This window comes from Nocardiopsis lambiniae (assembly GCF_031845465.1).
Taxonomy (GTDB): Bacteria; Actinomycetota; Actinomycetes; order Streptosporangiales; family Streptosporangiaceae; genus Nocardiopsis; species Nocardiopsis lambiniae.
The window spans coordinates 13,102-27,814 of sequence record NZ_JAVREP010000002.1 but is presented as its reverse complement, the minus strand read 5'-3'; the positions used below and the strand labels follow the sequence as shown (position 1 = coordinate 27,814).

Here is a 14,713-nt window from a genome sequence, read left to right as displayed (position 1 = left end):
CGGCCCTTCGGCGGGCCCCATAGAGTGACGGCGTGGGAAACCCTTTGAACCTTCCGTTCGACCCGATCGAGCGCGCACACGACAACTGGACGCGCAGATGGGGGCCCTCGCCCGCGATGGCCGCCGTCACCTCGGTCATGCGCGCCCAGCAGATCCTCATCGGTGAGCTGGACGGCGCCCTCAAGCCGTTCGGTCTCACCTTCGCGCGCTACGAGGCGCTCGTCCTGCTCACCTTCAGCGCCTCCGGGGCGCTGCCGCTGGGCAAGATCGGCGAACGCCTCATGGTCCACCCGACCAGCGTCACCAACACCATCGACCGGCTGGAGGGGCAGGGCTTCGTGCACCGCCGCCCCAACCCCAGCGACGGCCGCGGCGTCCTCGCGGAGATCACCGACACCGGCCGCGAGGTCACCGAGCGGGCCACGCGCGCCCTGCTCGACCTGGACTTCGGGCTGGGCTGTTACTCCGACGAGGAACTGTGGGAGATGCACCGCGTGTTCACCCGCCTGCGCGTCGACTTCGGTGACTTCCCCGAGCCCGTCACGGGGTCCGTCGAAAGCCGCTGAGTCCGCGCCGGGGACCCGCCGGCCGGACCCGGGCCCAGGGCCCGGGGGGTGACGCGGCTCCCCGTTCTGTACATATTTAGTTGGACGTCCTACTATCCAGGTATGGCGAACACCACGAACGGCACCACCGACGGCGGCGGTGCCGAGGAGATCGAGGCCGGGCGCGAACGCTGGCAGCGCCGCTACGACGCCGCGCGCAAGCGCGACACCGACTTCACCTCACTGTCCGGGCGACGACTGGAACCGGTCTACGGTCCACCGCCCGGCTCGGAGGTCCCCGGCTTCGAGCGCATCGGCTGGCCCGGCGAATTCCCCTTCACCCGCGGGCTGTACCCCACCGGCTACCGCGGCCGGGCCTGGACCATCCGCCAGTTCGCCGGGTTCGGCAACGCGCGCCAGACCAACGAGCGCTACAAGATGATCCTCGCCTCCGGAGGCGGCGGGCTCTCGGTCGCCTTCGACATGCCCACCCTCATGGGGCACGACTCCGACTCCCCCCACGCGCTGGGCGAGGTCGGACACTGCGGCGTGGCCATCGACTCGGTCGCCGACATGGACCTGCTCTTCGAGGGGATCCCCCTGGGCGAGGTCACCACGTCCATGACCATCAGCGGCCCGGCCGTGCCCGCCTTCTGCATGTACCTGGTGGCCGCCGAGCGCCAGGGCGCGGACATCGGGATCCTCAACGGCACGCTCCAGACCGACATCTTCAAGGAGTACATCGCCCAGAAGGAGTGGCTGTACCCGCCCGAGCCTCAGCTGCGGCTCATCGGCGACCTCATGGAGTACTGCGCGGAGAACATCCCCGCCTACAAGCCGCTGTCGGTGTCGGGCTACCACATCCGCGAGGCCGGGGCCACGGCCGCCCAGGAGCTGGCCTACACCCTCGCGGACGGGTTCGGCTACGTGGAGCTGGGGCTGTCCCGGGGGATGGACGTCGACACGTTCGCCCCCGGCCTGTCGTTCTTCTTCGACGCCCACATCGACTTCTTCGAGGAGATCGCCAAGTTCCGCGCCGCCCGCCGGATCTGGGCCCGGTGGATGCGCGACGTCTACGGGGCGGAGACGGAGAAGGCCCAGTGGCTGCGCTTCCACACGCAGACCGCCGGGGTCTCCCTCACCGCCCAGCAGCCCTACAACAACGTCGTGCGCACCGCGGTCGAGGCGCTCTCGGCGGTCCTGGGCGGTACCAACTCGCTGCACACCAACGCCCTCGACGAGACGTTGGCCCTGCCCACCGAGCAGGCCGCCGAGATCGCCCTGCGCACACAGCAGGTGATCATGGAGGAGACCGGCGTCATCAACGTCGCCGATCCGCTCGGCGGCTCCTGGTACGTCGAGTCGCTCACCGACGAGATCGAGGCCGAGGCCGAGCGGATCTTCGCGCACATCCGGCACATGGGCGGCGGCGACGACGTCGAGCACGCGATCGGCCCGATGACCTCGGGCATCCTCGCCGGCATCGAGAACGGCTACTTCGGCTCGGAGATCGCCGAGTCCGCCTTCCAGTACCAGCAGGCGCTGGAGAAGGGCGAGAAGCGGATCGTCGGCGTCAACCGGCACACCGCCACCGTCTCCGGCGAACTCGACATCCTGCGCATCGGTCACGAGGTGGAGCGCGAACAGCGACGGGCGCTCGCCGAACGTCGGGAGGCCCGCGACGGTGCCGCGGTGGAGCGGACGCTGGCCGCGCTGCTCGAAGGGGTCCGGTCGGGAGGGAACCTCGTGCCGCTCATCATGGACGCCGCCCGCGTCGAGGCCACCCTCGGCGAGATCTGCGCCACCATGGGCGAGGAGTTCGGGACCTACACCGAGGCGCCGCGGTTCTGAGTCCGCGTCCCACGCGATGAGGACGCGGGCCGGCGCACGGTCCGCGTCCTCACCGCGTATACGGCAGGATGGACACATGCAGCCTTCGGACTTTTCCCCGAACAGTGCCGTCGACCTCGGTGCGCGCAAGGCGGCCATGGAACGCGAGGCCAAACAGCGCGCCGCGGAGTCGTCGGGTCGATCCAACCCTTACGCCGTCAACGTCGACGAGACGAACTTCCAGGCCCAGGTCCTGGAGCGGTCCATGGCCGTTCCGGTCGTCCTGGCCGTGCTGACCGGCTGGTCCGAGCAGTCCAAGCAGGTGGAGAACACCCTGGACAAGCTCTCCGCGGCCTCCGGCGGCAACTGGTTCCTCGCCAAGGTCGACGGTGAGGCCAGCCCACAGCTCGTGCAGGCGTTGCGGGTGCCCACCGCCCCGATGATCATCGTGGTCGTGCAGGGGCAGCTCCTGCCCGGTCCGGCGGGTCCCGTGCCCGAGGATCAGCTCACCGGCTGGCTGGTCGAGGCCTTCGCCGCGCTCAAGGAACAGGGTGCCCTCCCCCCCGACCACCCCGGCACCCTGTTCGGCGAGGACGGCCCGGAGCCGGTCGAGCCCGGCGGGGAGCAGCCCGCCGCCGACGTGCGCCCGATCGACGCGGAGGCGCAGGAGTCCTTGGAGCGGGGCGACTTCGACGCGGCCGAGGCGGTCTACGCCAAGGCGGTGGAGGCCGACCCCAAGGACACCGAGTCCAAGAGCAAACTGGCCCAGGTCCGCCTGGTCCGACGACTGCGCACGGTGGACATGAACACCGCCCGCCAGGCCGCCGCCGACACCCCGGACAACGTGGACGCCCAGCTCACGGTCGCCGACCTGGACATGTACGGCGGCAAGTTCGAGGACGCCTTCGACCGGCTCATCGCCACCGTCAAGCGGACCCGCGACGACGAACGGAACAAGGTGCGCGCCCACCTGTTGGAGCTGTTCGACCTGCTGCCCCCGGGCGACCCGCGGGTGACCTCCGCCCGACGCCGGCTCACCTCGGCACTGTTCTAGAGGTCGGAGAACGGGTGGGAAGGGATCCGGAGTGGGGGATGTCCCATTCCGGATCCGACACTTCCTACCCATCGGTAATCGGACAAAGCGGTAAAACTGCCTGTTCTTCCGTGTTCTTCGGCGCGGGCGGATAGGGGAGCCGGCGGTGGGTACAACCGGTCCAAGGAACGGGCGCCACGGCCCGTCCATCTCCCCGGCAGGTGTCCCATGACCAGTGAGGCGCCCCCTCCGCGCACCGCGATGCGCGGACCCGTCGTCACGATCTCGGCGACCTACGGCGCGGGCGGCGGTGTCGTGGGTCCGGCGGTCGCCGCCGCCCTGGCCGTCGCCTTCCTCGACCGGGCCGTGCCCGGCGCCGTCGCCGGTCGGATCGGATGTTCCCTCGACGAGGCGCTGCAACGCGACGACCGGGCGCCCGGCGGCCTCGAACGGCTGCTCGCCGGTGCCGTCCGCCTCCCCACGGTCACCCTGGGCAGCGTCGACACCGCCTTCGTGGGCACGGTCAACGACGAGGGCCGGTTGCTCTACGACCACGAGTTCGTGGAGCAGACCGAACTGGTCATCGGTGAGGTCGCCCACACGGGCGGTGTCGTCCTGGGGCGGGCCGGTGCGATCGTCCTGGCCGACCACCCCACCGCTCTGCACGTGCGTCTGGACGGGGACCGCGAGGCGCGGCTGCTCCGGGCCCGGGAACTGTGGGAGGCCGGGGGCTCGACCGAGGGCGGCGGGTCCACGGTCGGCCCGCCCACGGCCCGCGCCCGCGACGACAACGACCGGGCCCGCGCCGCCTACGTCCGGCGCTTCTACCGCACCGACGCGGCAGCCCCGCGCCACTACCACGTCATGCTCGACAGCACCCTGCTCTCCCTGGAGGCGTGCACCGACATCATCGTCCGCGCGGCCCGGGACCGGGCCGCCGGGAAGAGCTCCTGACGCTTCGGCGTTATCGTGATGCCACCCCGGATCCGGTGGGAAATTCATCGGTTTTTCACCGAAGCGATAATTGTCGCCTTGTACTGACTCCAGTGGCTTGACTCGGGTAGGGTGAGGCGACTCTGTCGCGACGCCCCCCGGCCGCGAGCCGAGATCCGCCGCGGTGCCACCATGGGGACACCGCACATCCGATGCCCCGCCGCGCACCGACGACGTCGCGCCCGGGGGCGTCCGCACGTCCGGACGCAGAAGCACAGGCAACACCCGAGGAGCAATACGTGGCCACCCTTCCCAGCGTTTCGTACTCCATCACCGTCCGCCTCGAACTGGACGCGGGAAGCACGGCCGTGGGCAGCCTCACCACCGCGGTCGAGCAGGTGGGAGGCATGATCACGGCGCTGGACGTGGCCGCCGCCGGACACGAGCGCATCCGTATCGACGTCACCTGCGCCGCTCGCGACACCGAGCACGCCCAGGCCATCGTCGACGCCCTGGGCGCCATCGACGGCGTCATCGTGCACAAGGTCAGCGACCGCACCTTCCTGATGCACCTGGGCGGCAAGATCGAGATGAAGTCCAAGGTGCCGCTGCGCAACCGCGACGAACTCTCCATGGCCTACACCCCCGGCGTCGCCCGCGTCTCCCAGGCCATCGCCGCCAACAAGGACGACGCACGCCGGCTCACCATCAAGCGCAACAGCGTCGCCGTCGTCACCGACGGCTCCGCGGTCCTGGGACTGGGCAACATCGGCCCCGAGGCCGCCATGCCCGTCATGGAGGGCAAGGCGGCCCTCTTCAAACGCTTCGCCGACATCGACGCCTGGCCCATCGCCCTGGACACCCAGGACGTCGACGAGATCGTCCGCACCGTCCAGGTGATCGCCCCCGGGTTCGGCGGCATCAACCTGGAGGACATCTCCGCGCCCCGCTGCTTCGAGGTCGAGGCCCGCCTGCGCGAACTCCTCGACATCCCCGTCTTCCACGACGACCAGCACGGCACCGCCATCGTCGTCCTGGCGGCCCTGCGCAACGCGCTGCGCGTGGTCGGCAAGAAACTCGACCAGGTCCGCATCACCATGTCGGGCGCGGGCGCGGCCGGCACCGCCATCCTCAAGCTGCTCATGCACGCGGGGGCCCGCGACGTCATCGTCTGCGACATCCAGGGCGCCGTGCACGCCGGCCGTGAGGAGCCGGACCCCAACCTCCGGTGGATCGCCGAGCACACCAACCGGGACGGCTACACCGGCGACCTCAAGGGCGCCGTCGCCGGATCCGACGTGTTCATCGGCGTCTCCGCCCCCAACCTGCTGGCCGGCGAGGACGTCGCCGAGATGAACGACGACGCGATCATCTTCGCGCTGGCCAACCCCGACCCCGAGATCGACCCGGACGTCGCCCGCCTGCACGCCTCCGTCGTCGCCACCGGCCGCAGCGACCACCCCAACCAGATCAACAACGTGCTGGTCTTCCCCGGGTTCTTCCGCGGCCTGCTCGACGCGCAGAGCCACAACGTCACGTCCGACATGATGGTCGCCGCCGCCGAGGCCCTCGCCGACGTCGTCACGGAGGACGAGCTGGGCCCCAACTACATCATCCCGAGCGTGTTCCACGCCGACCTTTCGGCGCACGTGGCCACCGCGGTCCGCGAGGTCGCCCAGCGCGACCAGAAGGGCCGCCGCGACCTCGGCTGACCGACGACGTCCCCGGACGGCCGCGACACGGGTTCCGGGCCTGTTCCGGGGTATGTGCTCAGGCATGGACCAGCCGATGACCGGGCGGCTGCTGGTGGCCGCCCCGCTGTTGCAGGAGGACTCGTTCCGCCGTTCGGTGGTGTTCGTCGTGGACGACACCGCCGACGGCACTCTCGGGGTGATCCTCAACCGTCCTCTCGGCCTGCCCGTGACCGACGTGGTGGTCGACTGGGGCGCCCTGGCCAGCGAACCGGCCGTCATGTTCTCCGGTGGTCCGGTCGGTGTCGGTTCGGGCATCGCGCTCGGCGCGGCCGGCCCCGACGGGCCGCCGCCCGGTTGGTCGCCCCTGGAGGTGTCGGCCCCCGCCTCGGCGTTGACGGGGATCGGGGTGGTCGACCTTGAGGGTCCCGCGCCGATCCCGGGCACCGCCCTGGGTGGTTTCCGCGTTTTCGCCGGGTACGCCGGGTGGAGCGTCGGTCAGTTGGCGGAGGAGATCGCCGACGGGGCCTGGTATGTGGTGGACGCGGTCGCGGCCGACGTGTTCACCACCGACCCCCGGGGACTGTGGTCGCGGGTGCTGCGCCGCCAGGGCGGCGGCCTGTCGCTGTTGTCGACCTACCCGGACGACCCCACCATGAACTGAGTCGGGGCCGGGCCGCGGCACCCTATACCGTGGAACGCAGACTTCGAAAGGTGAGAACGATGTCGATGGACGTCCTCAACAAGGTCCTGCCGGACAGCGATACCAAGCCGGACACCTCGCACGATGGTGGGGACCGCGAGCGGTTCTCCCACTACGTCCAGAAGGACAAGATCACGGAGAGCGCCGTCACCGGCAACCCGGTGATCGCCTTGTGCGGCAAGGTGTGGGTGCCCAACCGGGACCCGAAGAAGTTCCCGGTCTGCCCCGAGTGCAAGAAGATCTACGAGGAGATGATGGCCTGACCCACGGCCGTCCGAGGGCCCCGGTGCGCGTCGCGCACCGGGGCCCTCGTGTTCTCCCCGGAACTCCGCCCCGCTTCGGGCCATCCGGGAACGGGGACCCCCGCCGGGGTGACTAGACCTCGGCGTCCTCGCCGTTCTCATCGGTGACGGTCGTGCGGCGGCGGGACGCGGCCACGGCCACGCCACCGGCGCCGACGGCCACCGCGGCGGTCGCGATCAGACCGGCCAGGGCGGCGCCGGTGTTGGGCAGACCGGGATCGGTACCGCCGTCACCGCCACCGTCGCCCCCACCGGGGTCGCCGTCACCGCCACCGTCGCCGCCGCCGGGGACCTCGGCGTCCTCGTCGACGCTGACGGTCAGGGTGATCGGGTCGAGCCGCTCACCCTGGGCGTAGAAGTCCGCGAAGGCGGGCACGCCGTCGGCGCTCAGGGTGGCGGGGATCGGCTCCCAGCTCAGGATCCCGTCGGTCAGGTCGTACTGCACACCGGACAGGTCGAGGTCGGCGAACGCGACGTCCTCGTAGGTGACCAGCTCGGCGTCGGACAGGGACTTGCTGACGACGTCGGCGTAGAGGGTGCCCTCGCCGCCGTCGATGACCACGCGCGGGTCCTTGACGGTCATGTGGAGCAGCGGGTCGGCGTCGCCGTGGACGTGACCCTCGAACAGGACCGTGCCCTCGAAGTCGATCTCGGCGGTGGCCTCGGTCAGGTCCACCCGGCCCGAGCCGTTGGTGAAGGCGAAGGTACCGTCCTCGTTACGGGTGGCGCCGTCCTCCGTGGTGATCTCGCCCTTGGCGATGGCACCCACGATGTAGTTGCGGAAGGACTCCTTGACGCCCCAGTCGGCGCGGCCGTTCCGGACGGTCAGCGGACCTTCGGGGTCGGTCGGGTCGGTGGGCTCCTCGGTCGGTTCCTCGGTGGGCTCCTCGGTGGGCTCCTCCTCGGTCGCGAAGGAGATCGGGGTCCACACGTCCTGGTCCCGGTTGGCCAGGTCGTTGCGGTCGTTGAAGACCGCGACGTAGCACCGGGTCTCGACGCAGTCGTAGTCGGCGCCGCCCTTGGTGAAGGCACCCACGACGTCGAGCGGGGTGCTGAACGCGCCCTGGGCGTCCGGGGCGGTGGCGTCGCGCAGCCACACCCCCGAGCCGTACCAGTGCGCCGGGTGGGAGTCGGCGGCCTGCGGAATCGCGGTCAGCGCGACGTAGACGCCCGCGCCGGGCCGGAAGCCGGTGCCCGTGACGGTGACCACGTCGCCCTCGGGGTCCAGGTCGGCGGCCGGGGTGACCGTGACCCGGGGGTCGTGCACCGGGTCGGGGTTCCCGCCGACCTCGTCGATGCCCGCGGTGAAGGACAGCGGGTCCATGGGGCTGCCCGCGGCGTAGAAGCCGGCGAACGGTTCGACCGCGTCGGGGTGCAGGGTGCCGGCGGTGGAGGTGAAGACCAGGTCCTCGCCGTCGACGTCGACCTCGACGCCGGTCAGTTCGGTGACGGCGACCTCGCCGTACTCGATCAGGTCGCCCGGGGGCAGGGTCGGGTTGGCGCCCTTGAACTCGCGGCTGGTGACGTCGGCGTACACCATGGCCGTGTCGTCCTCGAACACCACGCGCGGGTCGGCCAGGCGGATCTCCAGCACGGGGCCCTGGCCGTAGTCGTGGCCGGTGAAGACGACGCTGCCGGCGAAGCTCACGTCACCGGAGCCGTCCTCCTTGGAGACGGCGCCGCCCGCGGTGGGGAAGTCGATGAGACCGTTGGAGAGCCTGGTCGCGCCGTCGCCGGCCTCGTAGCCGCCCTGCGCGATCGGGCTGCCGACGTAGGTGCGGAACGACTCCTTGACGCCCCAGACGGCGGAGCCGCCGGAGAGTGGGAGTACCTCCTCCGCGGAGGCGGTGGGGGCGGTCGCCACGGCGAACGCGCCGCCCAGGGCCGCCACACCCGCGTAGGCGGTGAGGGCGCGCAGCGCGCGGCGGACCCTGCCGCGCGCGGGGCTCCCGTGGGTGATCGTGATGGTCATGGGGTTCGTCGGTTCCAATCGTGAGGGGGATGGCGGAGGGAGGGGCCCGTGGTCACGGGACCATCCGGTGGGGTGAGGGGGACGGGCGGACCCGGGCGGAGCGGGAGCGGTGGGCCCGCCCGTACCACGGTCAGTCGAGTTCGGTGGTGAAGGAGAGCGGGTCCATGGCGGTGCCCGCGCTGTAGAAGCCGGCGAACGGTTCGACCGCGTCGGGGTGCAGGGTGCCGGCGGTGGAGGTGAAGGAGAGGTCCGTGCCGGTGACGTCGACCTCGACGCCGGTCAGTTCGGTGACGGCGACCTCGCCGTACCCGATCAGGTCGCCCGGGGGCAGGAACGGGTTCGCGCCGTGGAACTCGCGGCTGGTGACGTCGGCGTACACCGTGGCGGTGGCACCGTCGAACACCACGCGCGGGTCGGCCAGGCGGATCTCCAGCACGGGGCCCTGGCCGTAGTCGTGGCCGGTGAAGACCACGGTGCCCGTGAAGTCCACGTCACCGGAGATGTACGTGTCCGAGACCTCCCCGTCGGCGGTGGGGAGGTCGATGAGACCGTTGGAGAGCCTGGTCGCGCCGTCGCCGGCCTCGTAGCCGCCCTGCGCGATCGGGCTGCCGACGTAGGTGCGGAAGGACTCCTTGACGCCCCAGACGGCGGAGCCGCCGGAGACCGGTGCGGCCTCGGCGGAGGCGGCTGGAGCGGAGACCACGATGAGGGCCGCGCCCAGGGCGGTCGCGGCGGCGGTCGAGGTGAGGGTGCGGAACGCGTGTCGGGTCGTGGCGGAGCCACGGGTGATCGTCGGGGCCATGGTTCGTCGATTCCGATCATCGAGAGGAGGACGGTGACCGTTCCCGGTGATCCGGGACCGGGTCGGCGGATGGGGCCCGCGGGCCGTCGCCGGTGAGGGCGCCGGCCCGCCATGGAGAGTGGGGTTCGTGGATCAGGCCGCGGCGTTCCCGGCGGAGTCCTCCGTGGCGGTGCGACGGCGCCGCGTGGCGAGGAGGGCGAAGGCACCGGTCGCGGTCGCCACGGCGGCGGCCAGGACCAGGACGGTCAGATCGATGCCGGTACGGGGCAGGGTGGGCGTGGGACCCGAGCCCGAGCCTCCGGAACCATCACCGTCCGCGCCGCCGCCCGCGCCGCCCGCACCACCGTTGCCGGAGCCGGAGTCTCCCGATCCGGAGCCGCCGCCCGACCCGCCCGAGCCGGAACCGTCGCCGAAGCTCACCGGAACGAAGTGGTCCTGGCCGCGGTCACTGGACCGGGTGTGGTCGTTGCGGGTGACCACGGCGCACTTCACACCGGAGTCCTCGCAGTCGGTGGTGCCGTCGGAGGCCTTCACCGTGATCTGGACGCTGAAGCCGCCGTCGGTGCCCGATCCGGTGTAGGCGACGGCCAGGCCCTCGCCGTAGGGCGGCGGGTTGCTGGAGATCCAGGCGGAGGCACCGCCCGAGCCGTCCATGTCCACGCCGCCGATGCACGGTGACGGGGCCTGCGTGGCGCTCGCGTTCGCGGTGTCGCACAGCGCGACGTAGATGCCCTTGGAGGTGTCGTAGCCGGTACCCGTGACGGTGACGGTCTCACCGTTCGGATTCAGCCCCGTCGTCTTGGACACGGTGATCTTCGGGTCTCCCGGAGTCCGGGGCGCGGGCGCCTGCGGGGCCGCGGCCTGGGCCTGGGGGGTGGTCCGCGGGCGCGACTCCGGGGCGGCCACGGGTACGGCGAAGCCGACCGGAACGCTGCCCACGACGGCGGTGGCGACGGGTGCCGTCGGGACCACGACGGGGGCGCTCATCCCGACGCCGGGGGACTCGACGAGTTCCGCGACGTCCTCGTCGGCGTCCTCCTCGGTGGGGACGTCCCCGCCCCAGGTCCCGGTGACGACGTCCTCGACGCTCTCGACGTCCTCGGCCGCCGCGACCTCCACGAGCCGGATCTCGAAGGCGTCCTCGGCCGCGTCCAGGCCCGCCTCGGTCGCGAAGCCCGCGCCGGTCACGAACACGACGCTGAACGTGCCGCGCACGCCGACCTCGACCGTCACCGCGTTGTCCGCGTCGGTGACGGCCTCGGCCGTCTCGTCGTCGACCACCTCGGCCGGGACGGCCCGGGTCGCGATCTCGATGACGGAACCGGGGGTGTGACCGACCCCGGAGACGGTGACGGTGTCACCCTCGGGGTCCAGTCCCTCGGTCCGGTCGACGGTGGTGATCCGGGGGTGTCCGGTCTCCTCGTTCGAGACGACCGGTGCTGCGTTCGCCGTGGCGGGCAGCGCGGTGGAGATCATCACCGCGGCCGCTACGACGGCCAGGGGAGGGAGGAGCCCGCCCCGGTGCCGCCCGGTGACCGGGCGGGGGGAAACCGCTGCTTGCATCAGAGGCCTTCGGGTCGATGCGGGCCCGTTCGTGAAGGGGGTGACCCGCGTGGTGTGCGGATGCGAATTTAGGTTACGCTTACCTTTGCGAAGTGAGGCTTACCTAACCCGGATCCGTGCCGGAACAGTTGAACACCGGACCATCGGGGTTGTCAAGATGGTGACGAGGTGTCATATAAAAGGCGATGCCGTCCTCCCCCGACGACATCCGCCCTCCGGTACCGGACCGACCGAAAGCGATCCCCATGCCCCACGCCGACCCCCGGCCCTCCTCACGCGCACGCCCCGGCCCCCGACGCGGTGGCCGCGCCCTCGCCACCCTCTGCGCCCTCGCGCTCGGCCTCACCGGCTGCTCGTGGGGGACCGTGACACCCGCGGAGAGCGCCTCGGCCGCCGGTACCGGTGACATCCCCGACCTGGCGGAGAACCGGCTCCAGGTACTGGAGGAGACCTTCGAGCGGCGACTCCCGGTCACCGTCGACTCCGTCGTCCTGGACCCCTACCGCACCGCCTCCGACCCCCTCGAATACGAACGGGTCGAGGTCACCGACACCTCGAAGATCCTGCCCCTCACGGGGAGCCTGGCCGAGATCGTCTTCACCCTGGGGCTGGGCGAGGACGTCGTCGGCCGCGACGTCGCCGCGACCTTCGACGAGGCCGCGGACCTGCCCGTCGTCACCAGCGGACACGAGGTCTCCGCCGAGAGCGTCCTGGCCCTCGAACCCACGGTGATCCTCGCCGACACCCGGACCGGGCCGCCCGAGGCGATCGAGCAGATCCAGCGCTCCGGCATCCCGGTCGTCATCGTCGAGGAGGCCTGGTCCTTCGACGAGATGTATCCGCGCTTCGAACGGGTCGCCCGGGCACTGGGCGTCCCCGACGCCGGTGCCGCACTGGTCGAACGCACACGCGTCCAGATGGCCGACGTGCGCGAAGGCTCCGCCGGTGCCGTCGGCGACCCCCTCGTCGCCTTCCTCTACCTGCGCGGCACCGCTGGCGTCTACCTCATCGGCGGTCCCGGCTCGGGGGCCGACGCCCTGTTGGCCGAGGTCGGCGCCCGTGACGCCGGTGTCGAGATGGGCCTGACCACGCCCTTCACCCCGATCACCGCCGAAGCGCTCATCGCCGCCCGCCCCGACGTGCTGCTCGTCATGACCAAGGGGCTGGAGTCGGTCGGCGGCGTCGACGGCCTCGTCGAGATCCCCGGCGTCGCCCAGACCCCCGCCGGGCGGAACCGGGCCGTCGTCGACTTCGAAGACGGGGTGCTGCTCAACTTCGGCCCCCGCACCCCGCAGGTCATCGCCGCGCTCGCCGACGAACTCGCCGGACTCGACGGACCGGGGGCGTCGTGACCGCCGTCGGGACGCCCCCGGTCGAGGCATCCGCGTCGGCCGTCCCCGGCACCGGTGACGCCCGGCGCCGCCTGCGCGCCGTGTTCCTGCTCACGGGTACGACCCTCGCCCTGGCCGTGGTCTCCGTGGTCGCCGCCGGAGTCGGGGCCTACCACATCCCACCCGGCCAGGTCGCCGCCTCCCTCCTGGACGTCATCGGCATCCAGGGGGTGGGCCCCCTGCCCGACCAGGTCGCCTCCACCGTCCTGTGGGACGTGCGTCTGCCCCGTGTGGTCCTCGCGATCACGGTCGGCGCCGCCCTGGGCGTCGCCGGTGCCATGATGCAGGGCATCTTCGGCAACCCCCTGGCCGAACCCGGTGTCATCGGTGTCTCCTCGGGGGCGGCCGTCGGCGCCATCGTCGTCATCTTCACCGGGATCACCGTCCTGGGGCACTGGACGATCATCGCGTCCTCGTTCGTGTTCGGCCTGGCCACCACGCTGTTCGTGTACGTGTTCGCGCGCTCGCGCGGTCGCACCGAGGTGGTCACCCTGCTGCTCACCGGCATCGCCGTCAACGCCATCGCCGGCGCCGCCATCGGCCTGATGACCAACTTCTCCCAGGACGCCGAGATCCAGACCATCACGTTCTGGCAGCTGGGCAGCGTCGCCACCGCCACCTGGTCCAAGGTCGCCGTGATCGTGCCCTGTCTCCTCGCCGGCCTGATCGTCATCCCGATCTACGCGCGCCGCCTGGACCTGCTCTCCCTCGGCGAGGGCCCCGCCCGCCACCTGGGAGTGGACGTCGAGCGCATGCGCCTGGTCCTCATCGCGGCACTGGCCCTGCTCACCTCGGCCGCCGTGGCCTTCGCCGGGATCGTGTCGTTCATCGGCCTGGTCGTGCCGCACATCATCCGGATGGTCACCGGCCCCGGCCACCGCGTCCTGCTGCCCGCCAGCGCCCTGGGCGGCGGCCTGCTCCTGCTCGCCGCCGATCTGCTGGCCCGCACCGCCGCCGCCCCGGCCGAGATCCCCCTGGGCGTGGTCACCGCCGCGCTCGGCGGGCCGTTCTTCTTCTACCTCCTCTACCGGACCCGCGCGAAGCAGGGAGGCTGGTCGTGATCTCGAACACGCTCCGGCGAAGGGCCCGCGCCGCCCTCGCCCCCCTGTCCCGGCCGCCCCTGCGCCCCGTGCCCGTCCCGCCCGGGGAACCCGTCGTGCGGGCCGAGGGGGTCACCGTGCGCCGGGGCGGTCGGGTCCTCCTGGACGGGGTCGACCTCACCGTCCGCGCCGGCGAACTGCTGGCCCTGGTCGGACCCAACGGCGCGGGCAAGTCCACCCTGCTCTCCGCCGTGTCCGGAGACCTCACCGCCTCCGCCCGTGACGGCGCCGACGGCGGGAGCGTGCGGCTCTTCGATCGGGAACCCACCTCGTGGAGTCCGCCCGAACTCGCCCTGCGACGCGCCGTCCTGCCCCAGGAGGCGGTCGTCGGCTTCCCGTTCTCCGTCGCCGAACTCGTCGCCATGGGCCGCGCCCCCTGGGCCGGTGTCGGCGATCCCGCCGAGGACGACCGGATCGTCGCCGCCGCCATGGCCGGGACAGGTGTCTCCCATCTGGCCGACCGTCGTTTCCCGACCCTGTCCGGCGGCGAACGCGCCCGGGTGATGTTCGCCCGCGTCCTGGCCCAGGACACCCAGCTGCTCATGCTCGACGAGCCCACCGCGGCCCTCGACATCCACCACCAGGAACTCGTGTTGACCATCGCGCGTACACTCGCGCGGAGCGGCGGTGCGGTTATCGTGGTCCTGCACGATTTGGGGCTTGCGGCGGCCTACGCCCACCGTGTGGCGATACTCTCCCAGGGACGGGTCGCCGCGCAGGGTCCCCCCGGTGATGTGTTCACCGCACCGCTGCTCAGCGACGTCTACCGTCACGAGGTCGAGGTCCTGCCGCACCCGAGAACCGGGATCCCGCTGGTCGTGCCCCTCCGGTAGGTCCACGGAGCACAC

General features: G+C 71.7%; 13 protein-coding genes. 10 read left to right on the top strand and 3 right to left on the bottom strand.

The features are described 5' to 3' along the window. Nucleotides 1–44: 44 nt before the first annotated feature. The 7 genes from RM479_RS04505 (at nucleotide 45) to RM479_RS04475 (ending at nucleotide 6,998) form a co-directional block, all read left to right on the top strand. On the top strand, nucleotides 45–566 hold the full coding sequence (locus RM479_RS04505) for a MarR family winged helix-turn-helix transcriptional regulator (RefSeq protein WP_311510719.1): 522 nt from the start codon (nucleotides 45–47) through the stop codon (nucleotides 564–566). Nucleotides 567–668: 102 nt separating this feature from the next. Next, nucleotides 669–2,396: an acyl-CoA mutase large subunit family protein gene (locus RM479_RS04500; RefSeq protein WP_311510466.1), complete on the top strand. Its 1,728-nt coding sequence runs from the start codon at nucleotides 669–671 to the stop codon at nucleotides 2,394–2,396. Nucleotides 2,397–2,472: 76 nt separating this feature from the next. Beyond that, nucleotides 2,473–3,429, top strand: a complete 957-nt coding sequence (locus RM479_RS04495; RefSeq protein ID WP_311510465.1) for a tetratricopeptide repeat protein — start codon at nucleotides 2,473–2,475, stop codon at nucleotides 3,427–3,429. 207 nt (nucleotides 3,430–3,636) lie between these two features. After that, a complete protein-coding gene (locus tag RM479_RS04490) occupies nucleotides 3,637–4,362 on the top strand; it encodes a cytidylate kinase-like family protein (protein ID WP_311510464.1) in 726 nt (241 codons plus the stop codon). A 278-nt stretch (nucleotides 4,363–4,640) separates the two neighbouring features. Next, nucleotides 4,641–6,053 (top strand): NAD-dependent malic enzyme, encoded by a 1,413-nt coding sequence (locus tag RM479_RS04485; protein ID WP_311510463.1) that lies wholly within the window; start codon nucleotides 4,641–4,643, stop codon nucleotides 6,051–6,053. 64 nt (nucleotides 6,054–6,117) lie between these two features. Continuing rightward, nucleotides 6,118–6,696: a YqgE/AlgH family protein gene (locus RM479_RS04480; RefSeq protein ID WP_311510462.1), complete on the top strand. Its 579-nt coding sequence runs from the start codon at nucleotides 6,118–6,120 to the stop codon at nucleotides 6,694–6,696. Between the two features lie 59 nt (nucleotides 6,697–6,755). Next, nucleotides 6,756–6,998 (top strand): DUF3039 domain-containing protein, encoded by a 243-nt coding sequence (locus RM479_RS04475; RefSeq protein WP_274812614.1) that lies wholly within the window; start codon nucleotides 6,756–6,758, stop codon nucleotides 6,996–6,998. 112 nt (nucleotides 6,999–7,110) lie between these two features. Here RM479_RS04475 and RM479_RS04470 read toward each other — a convergent pair whose 3' ends face one another. The 3 genes from RM479_RS04470 to RM479_RS04460 form a co-directional block, all read right to left on the bottom strand. Next, nucleotides 7,111–9,009 (bottom strand): HtaA domain-containing protein, encoded by a 1,899-nt coding sequence (locus RM479_RS04470; RefSeq protein ID WP_311510461.1) that lies wholly within the window; start codon nucleotides 9,007–9,009, stop codon nucleotides 7,111–7,113. Nucleotides 9,010–9,139: 130 nt separating this feature from the next. Then, a complete protein-coding gene (locus RM479_RS04465) occupies nucleotides 9,140–9,811 on the bottom strand; it encodes an HtaA domain-containing protein (protein ID WP_311510460.1) in 672 nt (223 codons plus the stop codon). A 132-nt stretch (nucleotides 9,812–9,943) separates the two neighbouring features. Next, on the bottom strand, nucleotides 9,944–11,374 hold the full coding sequence (locus tag RM479_RS04460; RefSeq protein ID WP_311510459.1) for a cell wall protein: 1,431 nt from the start codon (nucleotides 11,372–11,374) through the stop codon (nucleotides 9,944–9,946). Nucleotides 11,375–11,619: 245 nt separating this feature from the next. Here RM479_RS04460 and RM479_RS04455 point away from each other — a divergent pair, with 245 nt between their 5' ends. Genes RM479_RS04455 through RM479_RS04445 form a run of 3 tightly spaced genes read left to right on the top strand, consistent with a single transcriptional unit; the run spans nucleotide 11,620 to nucleotide 14,698 of the window. After that, nucleotides 11,620–12,726 carry a heme/hemin ABC transporter substrate-binding protein gene (locus RM479_RS04455; protein ID WP_311510458.1) on the top strand — a complete coding sequence of 369 codons (1,107 nt, stop codon included), beginning with the start codon at nucleotides 11,620–11,622 and terminating at the stop codon, nucleotides 12,724–12,726. Then, on the top strand, nucleotides 12,723–13,826 hold the full coding sequence (locus tag RM479_RS04450) for a FecCD family ABC transporter permease (protein WP_397221325.1): 1,104 nt from the start codon (nucleotides 12,723–12,725) through the stop codon (nucleotides 13,824–13,826). Before RM479_RS04455 ends, RM479_RS04450 begins: the two co-directional genes overlap by 4 nt. Continuing rightward, nucleotides 13,823–14,698 (top strand): heme ABC transporter ATP-binding protein, encoded by an 876-nt coding sequence (locus RM479_RS04445; protein ID WP_311510457.1) that lies wholly within the window; start codon nucleotides 13,823–13,825, stop codon nucleotides 14,696–14,698. Before RM479_RS04450 ends, RM479_RS04445 begins: the two co-directional genes overlap by 4 nt. Nucleotides 14,699–14,713: the final 15 nt, after the last annotated feature.